The 11,833-nt window shown below is 71.9% G+C and carries 10 protein-coding genes; 6 read left to right on the top strand and 4 right to left on the bottom strand.

The window, feature by feature from the left end:
• Positions 1–660 precede the first annotated feature (660 nt).
• Positions 661–1,068 carry an ATP-binding protein gene (locus CRP56_RS33315; RefSeq protein ID WP_257041362.1) on the top strand — a complete coding sequence of 136 codons (408 nt, stop codon included), beginning with the start codon at positions 661–663 and terminating at the stop codon, positions 1,066–1,068.
• A 70-nt stretch (positions 1,069–1,138) separates the two neighbouring features.
• Here CRP56_RS33315 and CRP56_RS33320 read toward each other — a convergent pair whose 3' ends face one another.
• Both CRP56_RS33320 and CRP56_RS33325 read right to left on the bottom strand, forming a co-directional pair.
• Positions 1,139–2,185 (bottom strand): DUF2637 domain-containing protein, encoded by a 1,047-nt coding sequence (locus CRP56_RS33320; protein ID WP_097270346.1) that lies wholly within the window; start codon positions 2,183–2,185, stop codon positions 1,139–1,141.
• Between the two features lie 303 nt (positions 2,186–2,488).
• Positions 2,489–3,334: a (2Fe-2S)-binding protein gene (locus CRP56_RS33325; RefSeq protein WP_097270348.1), complete on the bottom strand. Its 846-nt coding sequence runs from the start codon at positions 3,332–3,334 to the stop codon at positions 2,489–2,491.
• A gap of 182 nt (positions 3,335–3,516) precedes the next feature.
• On the opposite strand from CRP56_RS33325, the gene CRP56_RS33330 reads away from it, so the two are divergent.
• Positions 3,517–4,464 (top strand): GntR family transcriptional regulator, encoded by a 948-nt coding sequence (locus CRP56_RS33330; RefSeq protein WP_257041363.1) that lies wholly within the window; start codon positions 3,517–3,519, stop codon positions 4,462–4,464.
• Positions 4,465–4,589: 125 nt separating this feature from the next.
• The gene (locus tag CRP56_RS33335) at positions 4,590–4,883 is read left to right on the top strand and encodes a hypothetical protein (RefSeq protein WP_097270350.1); all 294 of its coding nucleotides are present in this window, start codon (positions 4,590–4,592) and stop codon (positions 4,881–4,883) included.
• A gap of 4 nt (positions 4,884–4,887) precedes the next feature.
• Here CRP56_RS33335 and CRP56_RS49135 read toward each other — a convergent pair whose 3' ends face one another.
• Positions 4,888–5,661 (bottom strand): hypothetical protein, encoded by a 774-nt coding sequence (locus CRP56_RS49135; protein WP_097270352.1) that lies wholly within the window; start codon positions 5,659–5,661, stop codon positions 4,888–4,890.
• Positions 5,662–5,788: 127 nt separating this feature from the next.
• Positions 5,789–7,462 (bottom strand): PucR family transcriptional regulator, encoded by a 1,674-nt coding sequence (locus tag CRP56_RS33345; protein WP_097270354.1) that lies wholly within the window; start codon positions 7,460–7,462, stop codon positions 5,789–5,791.
• Between the two features lie 367 nt (positions 7,463–7,829).
• Between CRP56_RS33345 and CRP56_RS33350 the strand changes: the two genes are divergently transcribed.
• The 3 genes from CRP56_RS33350 to CRP56_RS33360 are packed head-to-tail and all read left to right on the top strand — an operon-like array spanning position 7,830 to position 11,679.
• Complete coding sequence (locus tag CRP56_RS33350; RefSeq protein ID WP_097270356.1) at positions 7,830–8,720, top strand: FAD binding domain-containing protein; 891 nt, start codon at positions 7,830–7,832, stop codon at positions 8,718–8,720.
• Positions 8,720–9,289, top strand: coding sequence for a (2Fe-2S)-binding protein (locus CRP56_RS33355; RefSeq protein ID WP_097270358.1), 570 nt, complete (start codon positions 8,720–8,722; stop codon positions 9,287–9,289). The genes CRP56_RS33350 and CRP56_RS33355 overlap by 1 nt, the downstream gene beginning before the upstream one ends.
• A 2-nt stretch (positions 9,290–9,291) precedes the next feature.
• On the top strand, positions 9,292–11,679 hold the full coding sequence (locus tag CRP56_RS33360; protein ID WP_097270360.1) for a xanthine dehydrogenase family protein molybdopterin-binding subunit: 2,388 nt from the start codon (positions 9,292–9,294) through the stop codon (positions 11,677–11,679).
• Positions 11,680–11,833 lie beyond the last annotated feature (154 nt).

Raw genomic sequence — 11,833 nt, forward strand, 5'->3', positions numbered from 1 at the left:
GGCAGTTCGGCCGAGGCCTGTCGGTCAGGGTGTCTCACCTGCGCGTAGGCCCGAGGCCCCGCCGACCCGCCGTACCGGCTGGTCGTCACGAACGCGGATGCACGGCCCCGGCTGCGCTCGCGGCGGCGAGGCGATGCGATGGAGCAGGCCCTCGGGGGCGACGCCTACGGCTTCGTAGCAGCTGTGCCCGGCCCGCGACCTTGGCCGATCCTGATGTCCGGCCCCACCCCGAGACAGGCTCCGGCGCCAACCGGAACGACCGCCTCGACCAGCGCTTTCCCCGCGCCCCACCGCCCGCCCTGAGCCTGGCCCCGGCCCGCGGGACGCGCGGCACATGCCAACCGAGGCGACCAGCGGCACGCCCGCCCCGCCGCCACCGCGGTCAGGCCGCGCTCCACAGTGTCTCGAAGGGCGCACGAGGAGCGGTACGAGGGAGGTCGCGCGCCCGGCCCCGCACCCCAGAACCATGGCCGAACACCTGGTCGTTGACGATTCGACATGACTGGCGCGTGAACGACGGGGCATGGATCCCCGTGAACGTGTTCGAGCAGGAGGGGAACCGACATCGGCACGCGGGCGGGGGTCATGGAGAGGCAGGCACGAGGAGGCGGTCCCACGGCGATCGGGGCCTTCTCGGCGGAGACGGTGGAGGACAGGGCCATGAGCGCCGGCGAACCGGCGCAGGCCGTATCGATACGGCGCAGACTCGGGCGGGCGGATCTGCGGGAGGTGCCCGAAGTACGCCGCCAACTGCGCGAGTTGTTACGGCAGTGGGGGAGGCCCGGACGATCGGAGATAGCGGAACTGCTCACCAGCGAGCTCGTCACCAACGCGCTCGTCCACACCGACGACGACGCGGTCCTGACGGCCACCGTCGGACCCCGTGGACTGCGGGTGGAGGTACGGGACTTCGTGGCCCGCAGACCCAGACTGTGCGTACCGAACGCCGACGACGGTACGCACGGCCGGGGCCTGGTCCTCGTACAGTCCCTCGCCGACGCGTGGGGCGTACGGGCGCACGGCGTGGGGAAGGCGGTGTGGTTCGAGCTCGACGCGGGCGCCGCGTGACGGACCGGACGAACGCGAGGGGGGTACGGCCACCGGGCCGTACCCCCCTCGCGTGGTCCCCCTGGGGGACTTAACCGAACTGCTGCTCAAGGTCCTTGAGCTTGCGCTCCAGGGAGTCGAGCCGCGGCAGGGCCATGGTGTCGTCCTCCGCGGTGAGGTCGACGGTGATCGGCTCAGTACTTTGACGGACCGGCTGAAGGGACGGACGAGAGCGCACGGGCAGGGGTTCCGGCGTCGTCGCTATGGCAGGCTCCGCGGTGGCTCGGTCGTCGCCGCCACCGCCCCGTTCCAGGGCCTCCACCTGCCGGCCGCCACCGCGGCCGATGAATCCGCGGTGTCCCCGGCTGATCGCCTTGAGCTGGGCGCGCTCCAGACGGTCCGCCTCGCGGCGGCGCAGCCGGTTCTCCTCCTTCTGCCGCTTGTCCTCACGGACTTCGTCCACCGCCTCGTCGAGGCTGCGCACGTTCTCCAGCAGCATCAGCGACCAGGCCTTGTACGTCTCACGGGGCGCCCGCAGCCAGCGGACCACACGGATCTGCGGCAGCGGACGGGGCACCAGGCCCTGCTCGCGCAGCGCCGCCCGGCGGGTCTGCTTCAGCGCGCGGTCGAAGAGAACGGCCGCGGACAGGGACATGCCGGAGAAGAACTGCGGGGCGCCGTCGTGGCCCATACCCCTGGGCGCGTGCACCCAGTTGAACCAGGCCGCGGCACCCGCGAACGTCCACACGAGTATCCGGGAGCCGAGCGCCGCGTCACCGTGGCTGGCCTCGCGCACCGCGAGCACCGAGCAGAACATCGCCGCGCCGTCCAGGCCGAACGGGACCAGGTACTCCCAGCCGCCGGACAGGTTCAGGTTCTGCTGGCCGAAGCCGACCAGGCCGTGGAAGGAGAGGGCGGCGGCGACCGCCGCACAGCAGAACAGCAGGACATAGGAGGCGGTGCCGTATATGGCCTCCTTGCGCCGCCGGCGCTCCTCGCTGCGCTCCCAGGAGTCGTCCTTCGCGTGCTCCCCGCCGGACCGCTTGCTCCGCGCCAGCACCGCCATCGCCGCGACCATGCCCAGGAGCAGTACGGCGCCCGGAAGCAGCCAGTTCAGCGATATGTCGGTCAGTCTCATCTGGGGTCCCTTGCATTGGGATAGGGCGTAACGCCCGCCATAGTGGCCCAATCCCACCGGCCCTCAGGGGGTTTCGGGGCAAGAGGCCGCCAAGGAGGTGCAAGGGATTGCCCAGGGCGGCGTTCTGCTCGAACTGCCGCATGAGGGGCGGGAGTTGAGTTCGAATAAGACTACCCGTACGGGTGGTTCCACGGAAAGTTCCTGCGGCAGGTGAGGAAATTGTGAATCGCCTGTAACCCGCCGGGAGTCCTGTTCGGAGGTGATCTTACGGGACCGGCCCGCGCCGCCGTTCCCCGGGGGGTGTCAACTGGCGGCTTCCGCCAGCAGCTTGACGACCCGATCGGTGTCGCAGGTGCGCGGGCAGGTGGCGCAGGTGTCCTGCGGTGCGAGCGTGTAGTACATGCAGCAGCTGACCCGGTCCCTGGTCGGCAGCGCCTCACCGGCCGGTCCGCTCAACTCGCGGAAGGCCGCGGTGCCGACGTACGGCTTGGTCGTGCCCGGCAGCAGCAGCTCCAGCTCGCGCTCGGCCCGCCGCTGCTCGTGCGCGCCGAGCAGCCCGGCGACGTACCAGAGCCCCTCCACCACCTCGTCGGTGACCATGCCCCACAGTGCCCGCCCGCGCCGCCGCATCCGCGGCCCGAACGCGGCGAGCAGCGGCTCCATGTGCTCGGCGACGGCGTCCCGCACCTCGGCGCGCAGCGCCTCCTCGTCCGGGACCACCCGGGCGCCGGGCAGCGCCGCGGCCGGATCGCCCGGCAGGCAGGCGAAGGCGCCGGTCCGCACGGCGAAGTCCATCGGGCCCCGGGTGCGGTCGTACGACACCTGCGCCACGGGGAAGCGCGGCACCCGGCGGTGCAGGAACCAGGGCAGCGTGATCAGCAGGCAGGCGGGCCAGGCGTACCGGTGCAGTCCGAAGCTGGCGATGACGTCCGGCCGGCCGGGCCGCCCGTGATCGCGCCGGACCTGTGCGTCGTCCCACATCAGAAAGGCGTCGAGTCCGGCCCCGCCCGCCGCGAGCACGTCGGCGCCGACCCAGCCGTCGCCCCGAGGTTCTTTCTCGGCATGCCCCAGCTCTCGCACCGTCATGCCCGGAAAGGCCTCGGTCAGACGGTTGTAGGCGTCCGTGAGGGCCGAGGCGGGAGCGGTCATGCGGGGCCACCAATCCAAGACAGCGGTGCGACGGTGATGCACGGGTGCTCTGAAGGTAAGCCTCACCTTACCCAAGGTCGTCACGCTTTGAACCGTCGGCTTCTGCGCCTAAGGTGCTTGACGGGTGAGTAACAACCCGCCGTAATGACCCCAAGTACCGACACGTCCGGAGGAGGCTCCTTGTGAATCAGGGCACACAGGGCTCCACCGGGACGGAGAACACCGGGATCGCCGGGCCGGTGCGGGTGCCGCAGCAGGCGCGGGCGGCTGATGCGGACGCCGCCCGGGTCCGGCAGGCGCGTGGCCAGGGCGGGCTGCCTGAGCCGCAGGTCGAGCGCACCCGCGCCGCCGACGCCGTACCGAAGGCCCGAGGCGGCCGCCCGCCCGCCGAGCAGCCGATGCCGACGCCGCGGGTGCTGCCCGCCGAGCAGCCCATGCCGAGGCCACGGGCTTCGTCCGCCGAGCAGCCCCTGCCGACGCCGCCCGCCGGGCATCGCGCCCGGCCCGTCGTCCAGCGCGCCTCCGTGCGCGGGCAGATCCTGGACGCGTTGCGCACGGCGCTGGTGAGCGGCGAACTGACCCCCGGTGAGGTCTACTCGGCGCCCGTCCTCGGCGATCGCTTCGGGGTCTCCGCGACGCCGGTCCGTGAGGCGATGCAGCAACTCGCCCTGGAGGGCGCCGTCGAGGTCGTGCCCAACCGGGGCTTCCGGGTCGTGGAGCGTGGGGCGCGGGAACTCGCCGAACTCGCCGAGATCCGCGCCCTGGTGGAGGTGCCGGTGATGCTGCGGCTGGCCCGCACGGTGCCGGCCGAGCGCTGGGCGGAGCTGCGCCCGCTCGCCGAGGCCACGGTGCGGGCCGCGTCGACGGGATCCCGGGCGACGTACGCCGAGGCGGACCGCGCCTTCCACCGCGCGGTCCTCGCCCTCGCCGGCAACGCACAACTCGTCCAGATCGCCGACGACCTCCACCGCCGCGCCCAGTGGCCCCTGACCGGCACACCCACCTCCCGCGGCCGTGCGGAACTGGTCGCCGACGCGGCCGAACACACCGCACTGCTGGACGCGTTGATCGCCGGGGACCTGGACGTGGTGCGGTCACTGGTGGCGGAGCACTTCGGGGGAGCTTCCTGAGTTTGTGACGGCGGTCACGGAACCGTTGGCTCCTCGCAACGGTCCGCGACGCCGGGAACCCACCCGTCCGATCCCGCGTGGCATCCCCTGACGGCACGCCTGGTGCCGACAGCGGAGGTGATCCCATGGACCCGTCCTTCATGGCCCAGCAGCAGGCGCAACAGGCCAGTCAGCAAGCCCAGCAGGCACATCAACAAGCCGTGAACTCCCACCGGCAGGCGCACCAGCAGCACCTCCGGCACGGCTACCACCGCCCGCCGATGCACACCCCGATGCCACACCGCGGCGGCCGCGGTGGAGGCCTCGTCCCACTCCTCGTGGTGATCGTCGTGGTCGTGGTCTTCGCCCGCGACCCGGAACTCCGCGACACCGTCCTCAACGAGATCCAGAAGTGGGTGGACCAGATCCGCAACAGCTGATCGCTCAGGCCGTCGCGGCGGGCGGCGGCGCCAACTGCCGTGACAGCCAGGTCGGTACGCCGCCCAGAAGCCGGAACAACCGCCGCGCCTCCTCCCGCAACCGCGAGGCCTCCGGCTCGACCTCCGCGTCCGCCAGCGAGGCCAGCGCGGGAGCCGTTCCGACGAGATAGCCCAACTCCTCCCGGATCCGCAGGGATTCGGCGAAGCCGTGCCGCGCCTCCGCCAACTCCCCCTCCCGCAGGGCGAGTCCGGCGAGGTGGCGCCAAGTGAAGGAGAGCAGAAGGGGATCGGCGTGAGCCACCGCGCCCGCGTGTGCCCGCCGGTACGCCGCCCGCGCGGCCTGCGGTGAGCGGGCCAGGTTCTCGGCGAGCAGTCCGCGCCGGAAGTCCAGCAACGCCCGTCCCGGCGCCCCCGGAGGGATCAGCGCCGCCGCCCGCCCGAGCGCGGCCCGCGCCTCGTCGGCCCGGTCGCGGACCTGGTGCAGCGTGGCCGCGTAGGCAAGTTGCCCTCTTTCACAAGCGGCGGCGCCCCGCTCGTCGTCGGTGTGGGCCAGCGCCTCGGCCGTGCGCAGCGCGTCCTCGGCCTCCTCCCAGCCCTGCTCGGTGTAGAGACACCGCTCGACCAGCAGCGCGGCCCGCTGCAACGCCGCGTCCGCGCCCACCGGTTGGAGCAGCGCTGCCGCGTCGGCCCAGCAGGCGCGTGAGCGCAGCCGCCATACCGCGGTCTGGAGTGGATCGTCAGGGGTCGTTCCGTTACCAGACATGGCGGTATACGCCACCTCGCCCTCCCCGGCACACCATTGAGCTGTTGAGTGGTGGCCGCATCTCAGCACGAATCCCGTGGCCCGGCCAAGAGGGTGGGTGAAGGATTTCACAAAGTCGTGGGATACCCGGGCGTCCGAGGTTTCAGCTCATCCGCAGCGCCAGGAAGAAATCCAGCTTGTCCTCCAGCCGGGACAGGTCACGACTCGTCAACTGCTCGATTCGCCCCACCCGGTAGCGCAGCGTGTTGACGTGCAGGTGGAGGCGGGTCGCGCAGCGGGTCCAGGAGCCGTCGCAGTCGAGGAACGCCTCCAGCGTCGGGATCAGCTCCGCGCGGTGCCGGCGGTCGTAGTCCCGCAAGGGGTCCAGCAGGCGGGCCGTGAACGCCCGGCGGACGTCGTCCGGGACGAAAGGCAGCAGCAGGACGTGCGAGGCCAGCTCCTGGTGGCCCGCCGCGCACACCCGGCCGGGCCGCGCCGCCGCCACCCGGCGGGCGTGCCGCGCCTCCTCCAGCGCGCCGCGCAGCCCCTCCGCCGAGTGCACGGCCGCGCTGACGCCCAGCGTGACCCGCCCGTCGTCGTCGAGACCGGCGGCGAGCGGGTCCCGTACGGACTCCAGCAGCACGTCGGCGAGAACCCCCGTCTCGGAGCCGTCGTGCTCGGTCGACACCGCCGGCAGCGGGACGAGCGCGATGGCCTCCTCCCCGGTGTGGGCCACGGCGATCCGGTCGGACGGCTCGGGGCCGGTGGACAGCGGGTCGACGAGGATCTCCTCCAGCAGCGACTGGGCGACCGCGCCGCCCTCGATGTCCCCGCCGTCCCACTCGACGCGGGCCACGACCACCTGCCAGTGCGGCGCCGCCCCGAGGCCGGGCAGCAGGACGGGCGCGGCGACGCGCAGGCGCGCGGCGATCTCGGCGGGCGCGGCACCCGTCTGGACCAGCTCCAGGACCTCCTGGGCGAGCCGCCGCCGCACCGTGCGGGCCGCGTCCCTGCGGTCCCGCTCGACCGCGATCAGCTGGGTGACGCCCTGGAGCAGGTCAAGGCGCTCCTCTGGCCAGTCCCCGGCGTCCGCCTCGACGGCCAGCAGCCAGTCCGACAGCACCGTCTCGCGCACGTCCCGCGAGGCCTGCGGGGAGCGGCCGCTGCTGCGGACCGGGAACAGGGAGTACGTCGTCGAGCCGAGCGCCAGCCGGTGCGGCCCGCGCCGGCCCGTGCGGGCGGCCGCCAGATGCTCCGCCGCGAGCTTCGCGCAGATGTCGGCGGGGAGCACGGGGCCGGTGGTCTTGGAGCCCGCGATCAGCCGTCCGGTCGGCGACAGCACCCAGGCCCGCAGGTCCAGGTCGGAGCCCAGCAGGTCCAGGACCACGTCCGGGCCGCCGCCCGCCGGGCCCGAGGTCATCATCCGGCGGTGCCGGTCCACCACGGCCGCCAGGTCCCCGGCACGCTCGCCGCTGACCTGCCGTACGACATGCTCGGTGATCGTCGCGAACGACACCGACTCGTGCACCGAGAACAGCGGCAGCCGGTGCCGGGCGCAGGCCGTCACCAGGTCCTCCGGGACGTAGCCCAGCTCCGCCGTGCCCGACGCCACCGCGACCACACCGGCCTGCGCCAGGGTGCGCACGAACGCCTCGGAGTCCTCGGCGTCCCGCCGCCAGGCCAGCCCCGTCAGCACCAGCTCACCGCCCGACAGATACCGGCTCGGGTCCCGCAGGTCCGTGGTCATCACACCGCGCACGGTGCGGTCCAGCTCGTCCTCGCCGCCGAGCAGCCGCAGGCCCAGCGCGTCGGTGTCCAGCAGTGCGCGCAGCCGCATTCTCGTCGCCGCCGATCTTTGTCTAGAAATCTACGATGAACTGTGGGGCCTCTGTCCGGGAGGCGCCGGTCCGGCGGGCCCGGTGTGCCCCGCCCACCGCCCCTCGGACTGTGTCCCAGGTCACGCCCGGTGTGTCGCGCGTTTCCACAGGAAAACATGGAGGTTACTGAGAGCCTCCGTTCATACGAATCTACAAGATGACCGCCCCGACCAGCCAACTCCTTCAGAGTTTCCGTGACTGACCCCGTCGGAGCACGGCGCTGTGTACTGGCCCCACTCCGCGTGAACAACACATGAACGAGCCGGGCCCGCCGCACACGATCTGGCTCAATCCGTACCACCCCCAAGACGAAGAAGAGAGCCGGTCATGGACTTCCTTCGCCCCGCCAGCTGGGAGGAGGCGCTCGCCGCCAAGGCTGAGCACCCCACCGCTGTGCCCATTGCGGGCGGCACCGATGTGATGGTCGAGATCAACTTCGATCACCGGCGGCCCGAGTACCTGCTCGACCTGAACCGCGTCAGCGACCTCACGGAGTGGGAGGTCGGCCAGGACTCGGTGCGGCTCGGCGCCTCCGTCCCGTACACCCGGATCATGGAGCACCTCCGTGCCGAGCTGCCGGGCCTCGCCCTGGCCTCGCACACGGTCGCCTCCCCGCAGATCCGCAACCGCGGCGGCGTCGGCGGCAACCTCGGCACCGCCTCCCCGGCCGGCGACGCCCACCCCGCGCTTCTCGCGGCCGGCGCCGAGGTCGAGGTCGAGTCGGTGCGCGGCTCGCGCCTGATCCCGATCGACGAGTTCTACACCGGCGTGAAGCGCAACGCGCTCGCGCCCGACGAGCTGATCCGCGCGGTCCACATCAAGAAGGCCGACGGCCCGCAGCAGTACTCGAAGGTCGGCACCCGCAACGCCATGGTCATCGCGGTCTGCGCGTTCGGCCTGGCCCTGCACCCCGAGACCCGCACGGTCCGCACCGGCATCGGCTCGGCCGCCCCCACCCCGGTCCGGGCGAAGGCCGCGGAGGAGTTCCTGAACGCGGCGCTCGACGAGGGCGGCTTCTGGGACAACGGAAAGATCATCACCCCGTCGGTCGCCAAGCAGTTCGCGGACCTGTGCGCCGCCGCCTGCAACCCGATCGACGACGTCCGGGGCACGGCGAGCTACCGCCGCCACGCGGTCGGCATCATGGCCCGCCGCACGCTGACCTGGACCTGGGAGTCGTACCGCGGCACCGCCGCTCACACGGAGGGAGTCGCGTAATGCGCGTCAATTTCACGGTCAACGGCCGTCCGCAGGAGGCCGACGACGTCTGGGAGGGCGAGTCCCTTCTGTACGTGCTCAGGGAGCGGCTCGGCCTGCCGGGTTCCAAGAACGCCTGCGAGCAGGGCGAGTGCGGTTCCTGCACGGTCCGCCTGGACGGTGTGCCGGTGTGTTCGTGTCTGGTCGCGGCCGGTCAGGTCGAGGGCCGTGACGTGGTCACGGTCGAGGGCCTGGCGGACTTCGCCAAGCAGCGGGCCTGCGGGTCCACGTGCGGGACCTCGCTCGACGAGGCCAAGCAATGGGCCGCCAAGGGCCAGGACTCGCAGACCGGCGAGGGCGCCGAACTCGCCCCGATCCAGCAGGCGTTCATCGACGCCGGCGCTGTCCAGTGCGGCTTCTGCACCCCCGGTCTGCTGGTCGCGGCCGACGAGATGCTGGAGCGCAACCCGAACCCGACCGACGCGGACATCCGCGAGGCGCTGTCGGGCAACCTGTGCCGCTGCACCGGCTACGAGAAGATCATGGACGCGGTCCGCCTCGCGGCCGCCCGCCAGTCCGAGGGGGTCTGAGCATGCCCACCACCGGCGCTCCCACCAAAATCACCCAGGGTTCGAAGACCAAGGGCGGCATCGGCGAGTCCACGCTCCGCCCGGACGGCACCCTCAAGGTCACCGGCGAGTTCGCGTACTCGTCCGACATGTGGCACGAGGACATGCTGTGGGGCCAGATCCTGCGCTCCACGGTCGCGCACGCCGAGATCGTCTCGATCGACACCTCCGAGGCCCTCGCCCTGCCGGGCGTCTACGCCGTCATGACGTACGACGACCTGCCCACGGACGTGAAGAACTACGGCCTGGAGATCCAGGACACCCCGGTCCTCGCGCACGGCAAGGTACGCCACCACGGCGAGCCGGTGGCGATCGTCGCCGCCGACCACCCGGAGACCGCGCGCCGCGCCGCCGCCAAGATCAAGGTCGAGTACCGCGAGCTGCCCGTCATCACCGACGAGGCCTCCGCGACCGCGCCGGACGCGATCCTGGTCCACGAGAACCGCGACGACCACCACATCGGCCACGTCCCGCACCCCAACATCGTGCACCGCCAGCCGATCGTCCGCGGCAACGCCGAAGAGGCCGCCAAGAAGGCCGACTTCGTCGTCAAGGGCGAGTACACCTTCGGCATGCAGGACCAGGCCTTCCTCGGCCCCGAGTCGGGTCTCGCGGTGCCGGACGAGGACGGCGGCGTCCACCTCTACATCGCCACCCAGTGGCTGCACAGCGACCTCAAGCAGATCGCCCCCGTCCTCGGCCTGCCCGAGAGCAAGGTCCGTATGACGCTGTCCGGCGTCGGCGGTGCCTTCGGCGGCCGCGAGGACATCTCGATGCAGATCCACGCCTGTCTGCTGGCGCTGCGCACCGGCAAGCCGGTCAAGATCGTCTACAACCGCTTCGAGTCCTTCTTCGGCCACGTCCACCGCCACCCGGCGAAGCTCTACTACGAGCACGGGGCCACCGCCGACGGGAAGCTGACGCACGTCAAGTGCCGGATCGTCCTGGACGGCGGCGCGTACGCCTCCGCGTCCCCGGCGGTCGTCGGCAACGCCTCCTCCCTCTCCATCGGCCCCTACGTGGTCGACGACGTCGACATCGAGGCCATCGCCCTCTACACCAACAACCCGCCCTGCGGCGCCATGCGCGGCTTCGGCGCGGTCCAGGCGTGCTTCGCCTACGAGGCCCAGATGGACAAGCTCGCCGACAAGGTGGGCATGGACCGGGTCGCGTTCCGTCAGCTCAACGCGATGGAACAGGGCACGATCATGCCGACCGGCCAGCCCGTCGACTCGCCCGCTCCCGTCGCCGAACTCCTGCGCCGCGTCAAGGCGATGCCGCTCCCTCCGGAGCAGCAGTGGCTCGCGGCCGGTGAGGAGGCGGACGTGCGACAGCTGCCCGGCGGTCTGTCCAACACCACGCACGGCGAGGGCGTCGTCCGAGGCATCGGCTACGCGGTCGGCATCAAGAACGTCGGCTTCTCCGAGGGCTTCGACGACTACTCCACCGCCAAGGTCCGCATGGAGGTCGTCGGCGGTGAGCCCGTCGCCACCGTGCACACCGCGATGGCGGAGGTCGGCCAGGGCGGCGTCACCGTCCACGCACAGATCGCCCGCACCGAGCTGGGCGTCGCGCAGGTGACCATCCACCCGGCCGACACGCAGGTGGGCTCGGCGGGTTCGACCTCGGCCTCCCGGCAGACGTACGTCACCGGCGGCGCGGTCAAGAACTCCTGCGAGCTGGTGCGCGAGAAGGTCCTGGAGATCGGCCGCCGCAAGTTCGGCTCGTACCACCCGGCGTGGGCCACTGCCGAACTCCTCCTGGAGGGCGGCAAGGTCGTCACCGACGGCGGCGAGGTCCTCGCGGACCTGGCCGATGTGCTGGAGGGCGAGACCGTCGAGGTGGAGGCCGAGTGGCGGCACCGCCCGACCGAGGCCTTCGACCTGCGCACCGGCCAGGGCTTCGGCCACGTCCAGTACTCCTTCGCCGCGCACCGCGCGGTCGTCGAGGTGGACACCGAACTCGGCCTGGTCAAGGTCATCGAGCTGGCCTGCGCCCAGGACGTCGGCAAGGCGCTCAACCCGCTGTCGGTCATCGGCCAGATCCAGGGCGGCACCACCCAGGGCCTGGGCGTGGCGGTGATGGAGGAGATCATCGTCGACCCGAAGACGGCGAAGGTGCGGAACCCCTCCTTCACGGACTATCTGATCCCCACCATCCTCGACACGCCGACCATCCCCGTCGACGTGCTCGAACTCGCCGACGACCACGCCCCCTACGGGCTCCGTGGCATCGGCGAGGCCCCCACCCTGTCGTCGACCCCGGCCGTCCTCGCGGCGATCCGGAACGCGACCGGGCTGGAGCTCAACCGCACGCCGGTCCGACCGGAACACCTGACCGGTACGGCGTAGGCATCCCGTTGAAGCTCTCCGGGCGGCGCAGGGAACGTCACAACCTCCACCGCGCCGCCCGGAGCACCAAGTCCCGCACCGCTCGCGGCACTTGAAGCGTGAATCAGCAGTACCTCTGTTCGTTCGTCTCGGGCCGTCCCCCGGGTCGTGCGGC

The organism is Streptomyces sp. TLI_55, from assembly GCF_900206255.1.
Taxonomy (GTDB): Bacteria; Actinomycetota; Actinomycetes; order Streptomycetales; family Streptomycetaceae; genus Streptomyces; species Streptomyces aquilus.

What these genes read in the sequence shown, in the direction of transcription:
- CRP56_RS33345 (WP_097270354.1), bottom strand. Translation starts at nt 7,462, where the DNA reads ATGCGGCTGCGCGCACTGCTGGACACCGACGCGCTGGGCCTGCGGCTG.
- CRP56_RS33350 (WP_097270356.1), top strand. Translation starts at nt 7,830, where the DNA reads ATGGACTTCCTTCGCCCCGCCAGCTGGGAGGAGGCGCTCGCCGCCAAG.
- CRP56_RS33355 (WP_097270358.1), top strand. Translation starts at nt 8,720, where the DNA reads ATGCGCGTCAATTTCACGGTCAACGGCCGTCCGCAGGAGGCCGACGAC.
- CRP56_RS33320 (WP_097270346.1), bottom strand. Translation starts at nt 2,185, where the DNA reads ATGAGACTGACCGACATATCGCTGAACTGGCTGCTTCCGGGCGCCGTA.
- CRP56_RS33325 (WP_097270348.1), bottom strand. Translation starts at nt 3,334, where the DNA reads ATGACCGCTCCCGCCTCGGCCCTCACGGACGCCTACAACCGTCTGACC.
- CRP56_RS33360 (WP_097270360.1), top strand. Translation starts at nt 9,292, where the DNA reads ATGCCCACCACCGGCGCTCCCACCAAAATCACCCAGGGTTCGAAGACC.
- CRP56_RS33335 (WP_097270350.1), top strand. Translation starts at nt 4,590, where the DNA reads ATGGACCCGTCCTTCATGGCCCAGCAGCAGGCGCAACAGGCCAGTCAG.
- CRP56_RS33315 (WP_257041362.1), top strand. Translation starts at nt 661, where the DNA reads ATGAGCGCCGGCGAACCGGCGCAGGCCGTATCGATACGGCGCAGACTC.